The following is a 14,745-nucleotide window of genomic DNA, read 5'->3' as shown; positions in this document are numbered from 1 at the left end:
CCTTATTGACGAGGAGTCATTTTTTACCGACGCGTACCTTCCCGGCAAGAACTACTCGTGCGTAGCTTGGCATGAGCAGAGCAATCCCCCCTGTGGTCCGGACCGCAGGGCTCGCTGCCGTCGCTCGTCCCAGGTTTCCCTTGAGCCGCAAGGAGATCGCACGATGCTGCCCTGGAAGCACGCGCTCAGAGCCGTGTCGGTCCTGCTGCTGACCGCCGCCGCCACCCTCGCCCCCACCGCCTCCGCCCAGGCCACCACGGCCGCCACCACCGTGAGCCGGGGCTGGAACGACTTCACCTGCAAGCCCTCCACCGCGCATCCGCGCCCGGTCGTCCTCGTCCACGGCACCTTCGGGAACTCCGTCGACAACTGGCTGTTCCTCGCGCCGTACCTGGTCGACCGCGGGTACTGCGTCTTCTCGCTCGACTACGGCCGGCTGCCGAACGTGCCGTTCTTCCACGGTCTCGGCCCGATCGAGAAGTCGGCCGAACAGCTCGACGCTTACGTGGACAGGGTGCTCGCGGCCACCGGCGCCGCCGAGGCCGATCTCGTCGGCCACTCCCAGGGCGGCATGATGCCTCGCCACTACCTCAAGTTCCTCGGCGGGGCCGAGAAGGTCAACGCGCTCGTCGGGATCGCCCCCGACAACCACGGCACCACCCTGCTCGGCCTCACCGCGCTGCTGCCGTACTTCCCCGGCGTCGAGGACCTGCTCAGCGAGAAGACCCCCGCTCTCGCCGACCAGATCGTCGGCTCCCCGTTCCTCACCCGGCTCAACGAGGGCGGGGACACCGTGCCGGGCGTCACGTACACGGTCATCGCGACCAGGTACGACCAGGTCGTCACCCCGTACCGCTCGCAGTTCCTCGACGGCGAGCACGTCACCAACGTCCTCATCCAGGACAAGTGCGCGCTCGACCTCTCGGAACACGTGGCGATCGGGACGGTGGACCGGGTCACGTTCCACGAGGTGGCCAACGCCCTCGACCCGGCCCACGCGACCCCGACCACCTGCGCGTCCGTGGTCGGCTAGCGGTCAGCGGCTGCGTCGGCGGCCGCCCGCCGACGGCGACGAGCGGCGGACCGTCGCGAAGAGCACCGCCGCGCCGATCGCCAGGACGGCGGCGCCACCGACCGCGAGGTATGGGGTCATGGCGTCGCCTCCGGTCGCGGCGAGGCTCTCGCCCGAGCCGTCGGCGGCCGCCGGCGCGTTCGGTGAGGTCGGCGTCGCCGGCTCGGTCGGCGTGGTGGGCTCGGACGGGGCCGGCGCGGGCGGCGCCGAGGCCGGGGCGGCGGCCGTCTCCTTCGCGCCCGTCTCCGCCTTGTCGTCCCCGTGCCCGCCGTGTTCGACCGACGACTCGTCCTTGCCGTCCTCGATCTGCTCGTCGGTGGGTGCGGACGGCGCCGGGGCCGTACCGCCGCTGTCGCGGCCGAAGACGACGTCGGAGCAGGTGTAGAACGCCTCGGGGGAGTCCGAGCGCTGCCAGATCGAGTAGATCAGATGCCGGCCGGACTTCCGCGGCACGGTCCCGTCGAAGACGTAGTCGCCGCCCTCCAGCCTCGGATCGGTCACCGTCGCGAACGGCTTCTCCTCCAGGTCCGACCAGCTCAGCGGCTTCGACGGGTCGTAGCCGTCCTTGGTGACGTACAGCTCGATGGAACCCCGGTGCGGCGCGGTCGCCTTGTAACGGAAGCGGTGCGCACCGGAGTCGAGCCGGCTCGCCGGCCAGTCGGCGCGTGCCAGGTCGAGGCCCCGGTACTTGTCGTTGCCGGCGCTGCACAACGCGCCGTCCGGGATCAGCTCGCGGTGCTTGCCGGCCGCGTTGGCGATGTTCACCGCGTTCCAGTCGTAGAACGCCTGCACCCCGCTCGCCGCGACCGCCGCCTTGCACGCGTCGGACCTCGGGCTCTCCGGCCCCTCCGCGTAACAGGCCGAGACCCGGCTCACCGGATCCGTCATCGACCCGTGCGCGGAGGCCGGGGCGGCGGCGAGACCGGCGAGCGCGAGCGGCGCGATGCCGAGGGCGAGAGCGGTGGAGGCCTTGCGGCGAGCGGTCATGTCGGAGCAACTCCTTCGGCGGGGGCCGGTGGGGGACGCGGGGACGCGCGGACGCGCGGAGGCGCTGACGCGAGGAAGACGCGGGGGCGGTCCGGCCCGGCGGCGCAGCCCCCCGAGAGCTACGGCACCGACGGCCCGGACCGGCCCGGCGCTCAGCAAGCTAGCCCGTCGAAACCGTGGAAAGGGCTGCTGGGCGGGGCGGACGGCGATCTTTATGGTCGCCTTAAGGCAGGAGTAAGAAGCCGCTCAGGAAGCGGAGGGAACGGCACCGGAACGGTGGCCCGAGCGGGGCCCGAGTGAGGCCCGAGTGGAGCCCGAACCTGCCGAGACGAAGCTCGCCGAGCGGCCCCGAACCGAGCCGGACGGGGAAGCCACCGAACCAAGCCGAACGGGGAAGCCACCGAACCGAGCCGAACGGGGAAGCGCCCCAAGCGCGAGCCGTCGCGCCCCGCGGGAGAGCCCGCGTGTTCAGCCCAGCCGGCGGTAGCGGCGCTCGGGCCGCCCCGTCCCCCCGTACCGCAGGGTGATCTCCGCGCGGCCCGTCTCCGCGAAGTACTCCAGATAGCGCCGGGCGCTGACCCGGGACAGCGAGCCCGCCTCCGCGCACTCCGTCGCCGACAGGCCCTCCGGATGCGCCCGGAGAATGCCGTCCACCAGCTCAGCCGTGGGCGCCGCCAGCCCCTTCGGGAGCTCCCGCGAACCCGGCGGGCGGGTCCCGAAGATCTGGTCCACGTCCTCCTGGCGGGCCTCGTCCAAATCCTCCAGGCGACTGCGCAGCGACGCCACGTGCCGCAGCTGCTCCTGCAGGGCGGCCTGGTTGAACGGCTTGATCAGATAGTGCAGCGCCCCCGCCCGCAGCGCCGAACGGATCGTGCCCGCGTCCCGCGCCGCCGTGATGAACAGCGCGTCGACCCCCAGGCCCGCCCCGCGCAGCTCCCGCAGCACGCTGATCCCGTCCATATCGGGCAGAAAGATGTCGAGCAGCACCAGATCGGGACGCAATAGATCGGCCGCGCGCAGCGCTTCGGCGCCGCTGTGCGCGACACCGACGACGGAGAAACCGTCCACGGCCGACACATAACGGCTGTGCAGCTTCGCGACCATGAAGTCGTCGTCCACCACCAGCACCTTCGTCACGCCGCCACGCTAGGTCGCGACCACAAGGACCACAACGTCCGTTGATTGCGGAAGAGAGACAGCTTCTTAACGCGCGGGCAACATGTGGGCCACTTCACCCCATCTACCCGAGAGGCGGCACACGTGCGTCTACGCACTCCCCTCGCCCTGTTCGGGGCGGCGCTGCTGGTGCTCGTGGGGCCGCCGCTGCTCTCCACCGGCGGCGGCTCCGACACCGGCACGCAGATCCCCGGCCTGCGGTTCATGGTCCCCAACACGCCCGGCGGCGGATACGACATCACCGCCCGCACCGCTGCCAAGAACGCCGAGGACGCCGGTCTGACCACCGACATCGAGGTCTTCAACCTGCCCGGCGCCGGTGGCACCGTCGGCCTCACCCGGCTCGTCGGGGAGCACGGCAACGGCCGGCTCGCGATGTCCATGGGCCTCGGCGTCGTCGGAGCCGTCCACACCAACAAGACCCCGAAGACCCTCACCGACACCACCCCGATCGCCCGGCTCACCGAGGAACCGGACATCGTCGTGGTCGGCAAGGACTCCCCGTACCGGACCATCCAGGAGCTTCTCGCCGCCTGGCGGAAGGACCCCGGCAAACTGCCCGTCGGCGGCGGCTCCTCGCCCGGCGGACCCGACCACCTCGCGCCGATGCTCATGGCCCAGGCCGCCGGCATCGCGCCGAAGAGCGTCAACTACATCCCCTTCGACGGCGGCGGCGAACTCCTCGCCTCCATCCTCGGCGACAAGGTCGCCTTCGGCGTCTCCGGCGTCGGCGAGTACCTCGACCAGATCAGATCCGGCGAACTGCGCCTCCTGGCCGTCACCGGCCCCGAGCGCGTCCCCGGGCTCGACGCCCCCACCCTCCGGGAGGCCGGACTCGACACCGAGTTCACCAACTGGCGCGGGATCGTCGCCCCGCCCGGCCTCTCCGACGCCGAGCGGAACAAGCTCGTCGGCCTGGTGACCAAACTGCACGACTCCCCGCAGTGGCGGGAGTCGCTGAAGAAGAACGGCTGGAACGACGCCTTCCTGCCCGGCGAGAAGTTCGGTGACTTCCTCGCCGAACAGGACAGGCAGGTCGCGTCGGTACTGAAGGAGCTGGGCCTGTGAGCACCCCCACCGAGAAGCGGTCCGGCTGGCTCCGCGAGCACTCCGAGCTCGGCGTCAGCCTCCTCCTCCTCGTCATCGGCGTCCTCGTCCTCACCGACGCCCTGACCATGTCCCTCGACCTCACCCAGCGCGGCCCCGTCGGCCCCCGGACCGTCCCGCTCGTCGTCGGCGCCGGCCTGCTCCTGGTCGCCGTACTCCTCGCGGTCGACGTCCTGCGCGGCGGGCGCGGCGAAGCCGAGGGCGGCGAGGACGTCGACCTCTCCGAGCCCAGCGACTGGCGCACGGTGCTGCTGCTCGCCGGCGTCTTCCTCGCCTTCGCCGTTCTCATCGACCCGGTCGGCTTCCCCGTCGCCGGCGCCCTCCTCTTCTGGAGCGCCGCCTACGCGCTGGGCAGCCGCCACCTCCACCGCGACCCCCTCATCGCCGCCGGCCTCTCCCTCCTCACGTACATCGTCTTCAACAACCTGCTCGGAGTCCCGCTGCCCGGCGGCCCGCTGATGGGAGTGCTCTGACCCATGGACTCACTGAACTCGCTCATCGACGGCTTCGGTACGGCCCTCACCCCGACGAACCTGCTGTGGGCCGCCATCGGCGTGCTCCTCGGCACCGCCATCGGCGTCCTGCCCGGCATCGGCCCCGCCATGGCGGTCGCCCTGCTGCTGCCGGTGACCTACGGACTGGAACCCACCGGCGCCTTCATCATGTTCGCCGGCATCTACTACGGAGCCATGTTCGGCGGCTCCACCACCTCCATCCTGCTCAACACCCCCGGGGAGAGCGCGGCCGTCGTCGCCGCCATGGAGGGCAACCCCATGGCCAAGGCCGGCCGCGGCGCCCAGGCGCTCGCGGCGGCCGCCATCGGCCACTTCACCGGCGGGATGATCGGCACCCTGCTGCTCGTCGCCCTCGCCCCGACCGTCGCCGCGCTCGCCGTCGACATCGGCGCGCCCGACTACTTCGCCATCATGGTCCTCGCCTTCATCGCGGTGACCTCCGTCCTCGGCTCCTCCCGCATCCGCGGTCTGGCCTCGCTCCTCATCGGCCTGACGATCGGCCTGATCGGTCTCGACCAGATGACCGGCCAGCAGCGCCTCACCTTCGGCTCGCTCCAGCTCGCCGACGGCGTCGACGTCGTCATCGTCGCGGTCGGCCTCTTCGCCATCGGCGAGGCGCTGTGGGTCGCGGCCCATCTGCGCCGTACCACCGGCGAGGCCATCCCCGTCGGACGGCCGTGGCTCGGCAGGGAAGACGTCCGGCGCACCTGGAAGTCCTGGCTGCGCGGCCCCGTCATCGGCTTCCCGTTCGGCGCGATCCCGGCCGGCGGCGCGGAGATCCCGACCTTCCTGTCGTACGTCACCGAGAAGCGTCTCTCGAAGCACAAGGACCAGTTCGGCAAGGGAGCCATCGAAGGCGTCGCCGGCCCGGAGTCCGCCGCCTCCGCCTCCGCCGCCGGCACGCTCGTCTCCATGCTCACCCTGGGGCTCCCGACGACCGCCGTCGCGGCCGTCATGCTCGCCGCGTTCCAGCAGTACGGCATCCAGCCCGGCCCGCTCCTGTTCGAGCGCGAACCCGATCTCGTCTGGGGCCTGATCGCCTCGCTCTTCGTCGGCATGGTCCTGCTGCTCGCCCTCAACCTGCCGCTCGCCCCCCTCTGGGCCAAGCTGCTGCGCATCCCGCGCCCGTACCTCTACGCCGGCATCCTCTTCTTCGCGGCCGTCGGTGCCTACGCGGTCGGCGGCGAGGCGCTCGACCTGGTGATCCTGCTGGTCATCGGCCTCATCGGTCTCGGCATGCGGCGCTACGGACTGCCCGTCCTGCCGGCCGTGATCGGTGTCATCCTCGGCCCGGCCGCCGAACAGCAGCTCCGCCGCGCGCTGCAGATCAGCGACGGCTCCCTGACCGGCCTTGTCGACACCCCGTTCTCCGTCACCGTGTACGCGGTCGTCGTGGTCCTGCTGGCCTGGCCGCTGCTGAAGAAGGTGATCAAGCGCCGTCGTAACGTGACGGTATGACAGACGCCATGCCCCGCCTCGCGGTCCCCGACGACGTGCCCGCCGTGAAGTCCGTGACCGACGCGGCCTTCCGGCACTACATCGAACGGATCGGTCTCGTACCGGCGCCGATGGAGTACGACCACGCGGCGAACGTGGCCGCGGGGAGGGTGTTCGTCGTCGGGGACCCGGTGCTCGGCCTCGTGGTGGTGATCCCCGAGGCCGACCACCTCTACCTGGACGAGATCGCGGTCCATCCGGACGCCCAGGGCACGGGCCTCGGCCGCACCCTGCTCACCTGGGTCGAAACGTACGCCAGGGAACTGGGGCTGCCGGAGGTACGACTGCTGACCAACGCGATGATGTGGGAGAACCAGAAGCTCTACGAGCGGTACGGCTACGAGATCGCCGAGCGCCGCCTGGACGGGCCGTACGACCGCATCCATTACCGCAAGCGCGTGCCCGCGCTCCTCGACCCGCCCCGGACGCGGTGACTTCTGGGGGCGGCATCGTCGAGGAGCCCGCCTGCGCCGTCCCGGCGCCGCGACCTCAACCCAGCAGCTCCAGCAGGCCCTCGCGGCCCAGCACCTCCAGCTCGTCGAGGGCGACGACCGCGCAGGCGGCCGCCTCCGGGTCGGAGGTGGCCAGGCCGCTCGCCGCGAACTCGTCCTCGTCGAGTCGCAGCACCTCGCTGCCGTCCGCCGACACCCAGAGATCCAGGTCCAGGTCCTCGACCACCACCTCACCGCCCTCCCCGATCGCGGCAGGCCGGGTGATGTCGCAGTACCAGCCCTTGAGCGCGCCGTCCGCCGAGCGGATCTCCTTGACCGCGTACCAGCGGTCGCGCCAGTAGTGCTCGACGAAGACGTCGCCCGGCTCGAACCGTACGAAGCCGAAGTCCCGTACGCCCTCCGCCGCCCAGGGGGCGCGGACCGTGAGCCGGGTGCCGTCGTCGGCGAGGACGTCCGCCGGGTAACGGATCTTCGTCCGCCCCGCCTTCATGAGCACCACATCAACCAAGCGTGCGGACATGGCGTACCTCCGTCGCGCAGATCTCGTATCCGAACCATGAGTTGATGGCCAGCATCGGTCCGTTCCCGGCGTCGTTCCCGGTGAACGCCTCCGTACAGCCGGCGGCGCGGGCGCGGTGCAGGGAGTGATTCTTGGCGAGCTTGGCCAGGCCGCGGCCCCGGAACGCGGGGTCGGTGCCGGTCATTACCGAGCCGTACCGGCCGGCGCCGTCGGTCTGCGCGGCGCTGAAGGCGGCGGGTTGTCCGTCCACGACGGCGACGGTGGTCAGCTCGCGGTCGAGCAGGGGGTGGTTCCAGGTGGTCGCCAGCCAGTGCTCGTAGTCGGTGAGCTCGGCGCCGACGTCACCCGGTTCGTCGGCGGTGGTCAGCGCGTCGAGGACGAAGAGCGGACGGGGGTCGGCGGCGAACTCGGCGGCCGTCCGCAACTCGACACCGGCGGGCGGGCCCTGGAGCGGGGGCAGCTCGGCACCGGCCAGGTCGAGGCGGAGGAAGTGCGCGGACCGGCTGGACGCGTACCCGTGCCGCTCGGCGAAGGCGCGGAACCCCGGCTCGTCGAGCACCCAGCTGTAGAGCGTGGTCGCCCCGACCTCCGCGAGGTGCTCCTCGGAGGCCCGCAGCAGGAGCGTGCCGGCGCCGCGGCCCCGCTTCTCCGGGTGGACGTAGATGTTGACCGAGCCGATGCCGGGCTCTGGGGCGTCGTACGCGATGCCGAGCTGCGAGCAGCCGACGATCTCCCCGTCGATCTCGGCGACCAGGGGCCGCTCATGGGCGTCGGGATGGGCGTGCGCCCAGTCGAAGGCCACCTGGGCGGCGTTGGCGAGCATGCAGGGGAGGGCTGCCCGCCGGACCCGGGCGAAACCCGCCGCGTCCTCGGGGTCTTCGGGCCGTACATCGCGCACGATCACAGTCATGGTGCCGCACGGTACGTGCGGGGGTGGTGGGGCCGCCTCCCATTTTTCCGTGCGGCGGGGGCAGAATCGGCCCGTGACATTGCGAATCACCGTGGACACGGGCTCCCCGACCGCCCCGTACGAACAGCTGCGCGCCCAGATCGCGGAGCGCGCCCGCTCCGGCGCGCTGCCGGTCGGCTACAAACTGCCGACGGTACGGGGCCTGGCGGAGGACCTCGGCCTGGCGGCGAACACGGTCGCCAAGGCGTACAAGGCGCTGGAGGCGGACGGTGTGATCGAGACGAGGGGCCGGCACGGCACGTTCGTCGCGGCGGCGGGCGACGCGGCGGAGCGCCGCGCGGCGACGGCGGCGGCGGCCTTCGCGGAGGAGGCGCGGCGCCTCGGCCTGACCCGCGAGGCGGCCCGCGGCGCGGTGGACGAGGCCCTGCGGGCGGCGTACGGGGCGTGAGCGGCAGCGGCTCCGCCCGGCCTACAGGTACAGTCCCGCGTCCGGTCGGCGGGACTCCGGGACGCCGGTCGGAGCCGTGCCCCGGCGCAGCGCGAACAGCTCCGCGAGCGTGGCGCCCTGCGGGCCGAGTGCTTCCCGGCCCTGGACATCCTCGCCGAGCCACGACAGTGCCTCGGCGCGGGTCAGGCCGCCCACCTCGATCCGCGCCAGGCAGCGGCCGGGCCGGACCACCGCCGGGTGCAGGCGCTCCAGGTCCTCGTTGGTCGTGACGCCGACGAGGACGTTGCGCCCCTGGCCGAGGAGACCGTCCGTCAGGTTCAGCAGCCGCGACAGCGCCTGCCCCGCCGTGTGCTTCGCCTCGCCCCGGATCAGCTCGTCGCAGTCCTCCAGGAGCAGCAGGCGCCACCGTCCCTTCGCCGTGCCCTCGTCCTCACCGATCGCGATGTCCATCAGATAGCCGACATCGTTGAAGAGGCGTTCCGGGTCCAGGACGCAGTCGACCTGGCACCAGTCCCGCCATGACCGGGCCAGCGTCCGCAGCGCGGACGTCTTGCCCGTTCCCGGCGGCCCGTGGAGCAGCAGCAGCCTGCCCGCGATGTCGTCCGGCGTGACCTTCATCAGCCGGTCCATCGACTCGGCCACCGGCGCCGTGTAGTTGGGCCGGATCTCCTCCCATGTGCCGGCGCTGATCTGACGCGTCGTACGGTGCGGGCCGCGGCGGGGCGACACGTACCAGAAGCCCATCGTCACGTTCTCCGGCTGGGGCTCCGGCTCGTCCCTCGCGCCGTCCGTCGCCTCCTTGAGGACCTTCTCCGCCAGCTCCACGTCCGTCGCCGTGACGGTGACGTCCGCGCCCCGGTTCCACCGTGAGATCAGCAGGGTCCAGCCGTCGCCCTCGGCGAGCACGGCGCTGCGGTCGTCGTCCTTGGCCGCGCGCAGCACCTTCGCCCCGGCGGGCAGCAGCGTCGCGGCGGGCTTGACCCGGTCCAGGGTGGTGCTGTGGGAGTGCGGCTGCTCGCCCGTCGTGAAGCGGCCGAGGAACAGCGCGTCGACGACGTCGGCGGGGGAGTCGCTGTCGTCGACATTGAGCCGGATCGGCAGCGCGCGTGCGGGTTCTGACGGTTCGACGGAAGCCGACGATCCGCCGGAAGCCGACGGTTCGACGGAAGACGGCTGTTCGAAGGTGGGCGGCGCGTCGGCGGCGGCCGGATCGCGAGGATCCGACGGCTCGGGAGTCCGCGACTGTTCGGGAAGCTCCGACGGCTCGGGAAGATCCGACGAGGTGGCGGGCTCCGCGGGGGTGGCAGACATGGCGCCCATGATCCGGCAATCACGCATCGAGCGCACAGTGTTTTGGAGACGCCGCGGCCGGCCCGGGACCCACCCGATCTGTCGGCCCGCCAGATGGCCTGATCTGAGCGGCCCCTGACGGGTGGTCGGCAAGTTCTCGCCAAATGTTCTTGGCATGGACGCTTCCAGCGGATCGTTCGCGCTGCTACTACCTAGTAACAGCAGAGGTCCTGCTTCCAGGGAGGTTCCATGAAACTGTCCCGACTCGCGGCCGTCTCGTCCTCGCTCCTGCTCGGCGCCGTCCTCGCCCTCACCGGCGCGGGGGCCGCGCAGGCCACCGAAACCGCCGCCCACGACTACGTGGCGCTGGGCGACTCCTACTCCTCCGGCGTCGGAGCCGGGAGCTACGACAGCGCAAGCGGCAACTGCAAGCGCTCCACCCGCGCCTTCCCCGTCCTGTGGGCGAACGCCAACTCGCCCTCCTCGTTCTCCTTCACCGCTTGCTCCGGCGCCCGGACGGGAGATGTGACGAGCGGGCAGCTCGGACCCCTCTCCGCCGCCACCGACCTGGTCTCGATCACCGTCGGAGGCAATGACGCCGGCTTCGCCGACGTCATGACCACCTGCGTCCTCCAGTCGGAGGCCAGCTGCATCAACCGCGTGAATCAAGCCAAGAGCTACGTCGACACCACGCTGCCCGGAAAGCTCGACGCGGTGTACTCCGCGATCAGAACCAAGGCCCCGAACGCCCGGGTCGTCGTCCTCGGCTATCCCCGCTTCTACAAGATCGGGGGCAGCTGCATCGCCGGACTGACCGAGAACGAGCGCCGCGCCATCAACGGCGGTGCCGACCACCTCAACGCGGCCACCGCCAAGCGCGCGGCCGACCACGGCTACACCTTCGCGAGCGTCGTCCCCGCCTTCACCGGACACGAGATCTGCTCCGGCTCGTCCTGGCTGCACAGCGTCAACTGGGGCGACATCGGCGAGTCGTACCACCCCACCGCCGCCGGGCAGTCCGGCGGCTACCTGCCCAGCTTCAGGACCGTGGTGTAAGCGCCCCACCCGGGGAGGCGGCCCCGCCCGTCGGGGTCGCCTGCTCACAGGTCACCGAGAACCGCACCCAGGACGACCGGGTCTCCACCGGCTCCCGGACCTCCACCCGGACCCGGTCGCGCCGCGTGTCGCCCGCCCGGTACGTCAGCTCCGTGTGGTCGACCCTCCGCCGCTCCGGACCGCCCGCCGCGAACTCCAGCGTCCGCCAGCCGCCCGCGGAGGTCTCCCCGCTCTCCGTGACCCAGCGGTACTCCACCGACGCCGGGGTCCGCCCCACCATCAGCGTGGCGGAGAAGGCCGGGGCCCTGGCGGCCGGTGGCGGGCACGGCCCGCTGTAACCGCCGCGCACGGCCGTCACGTACACCAGCACCGACGGGGACGGCGGCGCGGTGCTCCCGGTGGCGGTGCTCGTCATCGTGGCGGTCACGGTCCTGGTCGCTGTCGCTGTGGCTGTCGTCGTAGCCGTCGCGGTCGCGGTCGTGGGGGTCGGGGTCGTGGGGGTCGTCGGCGTGGCGGAGGGCGAGCCGCTCGACGGGGCGCTCGTGGCGCTCGCCGGTAGAGAGCTCGCTCCCGGCGCGCTGCTCGCAGGACGGCCGCCCTTGCCCGTAGCTCCGACCGGATCCCCGTTCCGCAGCAGCCAGTACGCCAGCGCCATCGCAGCGAGCAGCAGCGCGATCCCCACGGCGAGCAGCGGCCCGCCGTGCCCCGACCGCCGCCCCCGGCCGGCGGATGCCCCCGCTCCCGTCGCGGGGCTCCGGGAGAGCGGCGTGGTGGACAGGGGAAAGGGCCGGGGCGGGGGCGTGTCGGAGGCGTCGGCGCGAACGACCGGACCGTACGGCTCCGCCCGCAGCGTCCCCGGCTCCGGAGCTCCGCCCGCGCCCACCAGACGCAGCTGCCGTTCCGCCTCCTCGGGGGTGAGGCGCTCAACGGGCTCCTTGCGCAGCAACCCCTCGATCACCGGTGCCAGCGGGCCGGCTCTGCGCGGCGGCGGAAGCTCCTCGTCCACCACGGCCCGCAGAGTGCTCAGCGGAGTGTCCTGGCGGAAGGGCGAGTTGCCCTCCACCGACGCGTAGAGCAGCACCCCGAGCGACCACAGGTCGGACGCCGGACCGGGCGTGTGGCCCAACGCGCGCTCCGGAGCGAGGAACTCGGGCGACCCGACCAGTTCGCCGGGCACCGTGAGCGTCGAGACGCCCTCCACCGCCGCGATGCCGAAGTCGGTCAGTACGACCCGGCCGTCGTTCCCCAGCAGGACGTTGACGGGTTTCACGTCCCGGTGCAGCACCCCCGCCCGGTGCGCGGCGCGCAGCGCGGCCAGCACCTCCGCGCCGATGCTCGCGGCGCGCCGCGGGGGCATGGGGCCCTCCGCGTCCAGGACTTCGGACAGGGTGAGCCCGCGGATCAGCTCCATGACGATCCAGGGGCGGCCGTCGTCGTTGGCCACGTCGTACACCGTCACCACGTTCCGGTGGGAGATCCGGGCCGCCGCCCACGCCTCCCGCTCCAGCCGCGCGTACAGCCGGCCCTCCTCGCCCGGGGATATCCCGACCGGCGCGCGGACCTCCTTGACGGCGACCTCGCGGCCGAGGGCCTCGTCCCTGGCGCGCCAGACGGTGCCCATTCCGCCCTCGCCCAGGATGTCCAGGAGCCGGTACCGGCCCGCGATCACGGTCATGGCGCGTCTCCTGTCCGACGTTGGCCCGGTGGAGCATTTCTGCCCCCGGGCCGGGTACTTCGAACTCCGGCGGAAGGAGGCCGGGTGATCTTGGTGGCGGAGATCACACTCCGTCAGATGACCGTGGGTGACGCCCTTGCGTGCAGGATGGTTCCTGACAGTTCGGCAGGTGTTCGAGCGCTGTCCAACTCGCCCTGGAATCAGCTGGATTCGGACAGTAACCGTCAACCCTCGTACGAGTGCGGTGAATCCCGCCGCCGGGATACACGGGTGTCGAGACGGGGCGATAGGGTTAACCTGCCCGGGCCGGGTGCCCTCGTTTGGGTGGGGAGTGACATGGAACAGATAGCAATGCGCAGCAGGCCGCGAGTGCCTGCCATCACATGCGGGAGCAGCGCGACCAGTTCGCGGCTCGACCGCCATCTCGCGGTACTCGGCGGTCCCGCCGTGCCGCAGCGGGAGGCGGCCGAGGCGACGCTGCTGATGCGCGAACTCACGACGCGTGACGTCACGCACAGCCGTCGCAGCAGGAGCGCGCGCGTCTCGCTCTTCGCGCCCCTGCGCCGACTGCGCCGCTCGTTGTTCGGCAGCCGAGGCTAGGGCTCTCGTTCGGATCATGCCGGGCTGATCCACACAAGAGACCCTGGGCAGCAGGCCCACCGGAAGGGTTGTGGGCACACGTTCCGCCGGGCCGGGGGCTTCCTCCCGGACGAAAGCCCGGGGGAGGGTGCGCACAACCCCCACCTCCGCGCTCAGGCACCCCCGTTCCCGCCGGGTCCCTTTCAGGCCACCACACCCTCCGCTCGCAGCACCCGCAGCTCGGCCGAAGCGACCCCCAACTCCCCGAGAACCCGCTCGGTGTCCTCGCCCAGCGCGGGAATCCGGCCCATCCCGGGCTCCGGACCGTCGGGAAAGACGACCGGCGGCAGCAGTGAACGCAGCGGCCCCACCGGCGAGTCCACGGACCGCCAGCGGTCGCGCGCGGCGAGCTGCGGATGCTCCGCCAGGTCCGCCACCGTGTTCAGCCGGGCGCAGGCGATCCCCGCCGCGTCCAGTCGGGCCAGCGCCTCGGCCGCCGTCAGCGGCGCCAGCGCGGCGGCGACCGCCGCGTCCGTCCTCTCCCGCCCGGCCACCCGGGCCGCGTTGGTCGCGAACGCCGGATCGTCCGCCAGCTCCGCCCGGCCCAGGACCTGTTCGGCGAGCCGCCGCCACTCCCGGTCGTTCTGCACGGACAGCAGCACCAGGCTCCCGTCGACCGTCGGATAGGCGTCGTACGGCGCGATGACCGCGTGTGCCAGGCCCGTGCGCGCCGGAGGCGTCCCTCCGTGCATGCCGTGATGCAGTGGATGGCCCATCCACTCGGCCAGCGCGTCCAGCAGGGACACCTCCACCGGCCCGCCGCGCCCCGTCGTGCCGCGCCGCACCAAGGCGGCGAGGACACCCGCGTACGCGTACATCCCCGCGGCGATGTCGGCCGCCGGAATCCCCGACTTGACCGGCCGCTCCTCGGTCCCGGTCACCGACACCAGACCGGCCTCGCACTGCACCAGCATGTCGTACGCCCGCCGGTGCGCGTAGGGCCCGCCCGGCCCGTACCCCGAGACGTCCACCGCGATCAGCCGCGGATGGGCGGCGCACAGCGTGGCCGCGTCCAGACCCAGCCGGGCCGCCGCCCCCTGCGCCAGGTTCTGTACGAAGACGTCGGCGCCGGCGACCAGCCGGCGGACGAGCGCGAGCCCCCGGGCGTCCTTGAGGTCGACGGCCACCGACTCCTTGCCCCGGTTGCACCACACGAAGTGCGACGCGAGCCCCCGGGCCGCCGTGTCGTACCCCCGAGCGAAGTCCCCGCCGTCGGGGCGCTCGATCTTGACGACCCGGGCGCCGAGATCGGCGAGCTGGCGGGTGGCGAAGGGAGCGGCGACCGCCTGCTCGACGGCGACGACCGTGATCCCCTCCAGGGGGAGTGGCTGAGTGCTCATGGAAGCCCTGCCTACCCTGCCGGAGCCGCGCTTGTCACTGCGGCCCTCGTCACGGAGGCCG

The 14,745-nt window shown here is 72.2% G+C and carries 15 protein-coding genes; 8 read left to right on the top strand and 7 right to left on the bottom strand.

Going from position 1 to position 14,745, the window contains the following annotated elements:
* The first annotated feature begins 163 nt into the window (after positions 1-163).
* Positions 164-1,033 (top strand): esterase/lipase family protein, encoded by an 870-nt coding sequence (locus tag ACWDX6_RS13050; RefSeq protein ID WP_451484999.1) that lies wholly within the window; start codon positions 164-166, stop codon positions 1,031-1,033.
* Positions 1,034-1,036: 3 nt separating this feature from the next.
* Here the strand turns inward: ACWDX6_RS13050 and ACWDX6_RS13045 are convergent, their stop codons facing one another.
* Both ACWDX6_RS13045 and ACWDX6_RS13040 read right to left on the bottom strand, forming a co-directional pair.
* Entirely contained in the window at positions 1,037-2,059 is a 1,023-nt protein-coding gene (locus ACWDX6_RS13045; protein WP_451484998.1) for a lytic polysaccharide monooxygenase, read from the bottom strand.
* A 468-nt stretch (positions 2,060-2,527) separates the two neighbouring features.
* Complete coding sequence (locus ACWDX6_RS13040; protein ID WP_451484997.1) at positions 2,528-3,196, bottom strand: response regulator; 669 nt, start codon at positions 3,194-3,196, stop codon at positions 2,528-2,530.
* A 123-nt stretch (positions 3,197-3,319) separates the two neighbouring features.
* Here ACWDX6_RS13040 and ACWDX6_RS13035 point away from each other — a divergent pair, with 123 nt between their 5' ends.
* Genes ACWDX6_RS13035 through ACWDX6_RS13020 form a run of 4 tightly spaced genes read left to right on the top strand, consistent with a single transcriptional unit; the run spans position 3,320 to position 6,788 of the window.
* Positions 3,320-4,303, top strand: coding sequence for a Bug family tripartite tricarboxylate transporter substrate binding protein (locus ACWDX6_RS13035; RefSeq protein WP_451484996.1), 984 nt, complete (start codon positions 3,320-3,322; stop codon positions 4,301-4,303).
* A complete protein-coding gene (locus tag ACWDX6_RS13030; protein ID WP_451484995.1) occupies positions 4,300-4,815 on the top strand; it encodes a tripartite tricarboxylate transporter TctB family protein in 516 nt (171 codons plus the stop codon). The genes ACWDX6_RS13035 and ACWDX6_RS13030 overlap by 4 nt, the downstream gene beginning before the upstream one ends.
* Before the next feature lie 3 nt (positions 4,816-4,818).
* Positions 4,819-6,315: a tripartite tricarboxylate transporter permease gene (locus tag ACWDX6_RS13025; protein ID WP_451484994.1), complete on the top strand. Its 1,497-nt coding sequence runs from the start codon at positions 4,819-4,821 to the stop codon at positions 6,313-6,315.
* Positions 6,312-6,788, top strand: coding sequence for a GNAT family N-acetyltransferase (locus tag ACWDX6_RS13020; RefSeq protein ID WP_451484993.1), 477 nt, complete (start codon positions 6,312-6,314; stop codon positions 6,786-6,788). The genes ACWDX6_RS13025 and ACWDX6_RS13020 overlap by 4 nt, the downstream gene beginning before the upstream one ends.
* Before the next feature lie 55 nt (positions 6,789-6,843).
* Here the strand turns inward: ACWDX6_RS13020 and ACWDX6_RS13015 are convergent, their stop codons facing one another.
* Positions 6,844-7,326, bottom strand: a complete 483-nt coding sequence (locus ACWDX6_RS13015; protein ID WP_451484992.1) for a DUF402 domain-containing protein — start codon at positions 7,324-7,326, stop codon at positions 6,844-6,846.
* Positions 7,307-8,236 (bottom strand): N-acetyltransferase family protein, encoded by a 930-nt coding sequence (locus tag ACWDX6_RS13010; protein ID WP_451484991.1) that lies wholly within the window; start codon positions 8,234-8,236, stop codon positions 7,307-7,309. The genes ACWDX6_RS13015 and ACWDX6_RS13010 overlap by 20 nt, the downstream gene beginning before the upstream one ends.
* A gap of 73 nt (positions 8,237-8,309) precedes the next feature.
* Here ACWDX6_RS13010 and ACWDX6_RS13005 point away from each other — a divergent pair, with 73 nt between their 5' ends.
* Positions 8,310-8,684 carry a GntR family transcriptional regulator gene (locus tag ACWDX6_RS13005; RefSeq protein ID WP_451484990.1) on the top strand — a complete coding sequence of 125 codons (375 nt, stop codon included), beginning with the start codon at positions 8,310-8,312 and terminating at the stop codon, positions 8,682-8,684.
* Positions 8,685-8,705: 21 nt separating this feature from the next.
* Here ACWDX6_RS13005 and ACWDX6_RS13000 read toward each other — a convergent pair whose 3' ends face one another.
* A complete protein-coding gene (locus ACWDX6_RS13000) occupies positions 8,706-9,995 on the bottom strand; it encodes a DUF5925 domain-containing protein (protein WP_451484989.1) in 1,290 nt (429 codons plus the stop codon).
* 228 nt (positions 9,996-10,223) lie between these two features.
* On the opposite strand from ACWDX6_RS13000, the gene ACWDX6_RS12995 reads away from it, so the two are divergent.
* Entirely contained in the window at positions 10,224-11,030 is an 807-nt protein-coding gene (locus ACWDX6_RS12995) for an SGNH/GDSL hydrolase family protein (protein ID WP_451484988.1), read from the top strand.
* On the opposite strand, the gene ACWDX6_RS12990 is transcribed toward ACWDX6_RS12995, so the two are convergent.
* Positions 11,014-12,705 carry a serine/threonine-protein kinase gene (locus tag ACWDX6_RS12990; RefSeq protein WP_451484987.1) on the bottom strand — a complete coding sequence of 564 codons (1,692 nt, stop codon included), beginning with the start codon at positions 12,703-12,705 and terminating at the stop codon, positions 11,014-11,016. The two genes, ACWDX6_RS12995 and ACWDX6_RS12990, sit on opposite strands and share 17 nt — an antisense overlap.
* Before the next feature lie 336 nt (positions 12,706-13,041).
* Here ACWDX6_RS12990 and ACWDX6_RS12985 point away from each other — a divergent pair, with 336 nt between their 5' ends.
* Positions 13,042-13,305 (top strand): hypothetical protein, encoded by a 264-nt coding sequence (locus ACWDX6_RS12985; RefSeq protein WP_451484986.1) that lies wholly within the window; start codon positions 13,042-13,044, stop codon positions 13,303-13,305.
* A 182-nt stretch (positions 13,306-13,487) separates the two neighbouring features.
* Here ACWDX6_RS12985 and ACWDX6_RS12980 read toward each other — a convergent pair whose 3' ends face one another.
* A complete protein-coding gene (locus ACWDX6_RS12980) occupies positions 13,488-14,684 on the bottom strand; it encodes a CaiB/BaiF CoA transferase family protein (protein ID WP_451484985.1) in 1,197 nt (398 codons plus the stop codon).
* Positions 14,685-14,745 lie beyond the last annotated feature (61 nt).

The organism is Streptomyces sp. NPDC003027, assembly GCF_053591435.1.
Note: the sequence above shows the minus strand (reverse complement) of the source record. Positions and strands in the feature narration are given on the sequence as shown.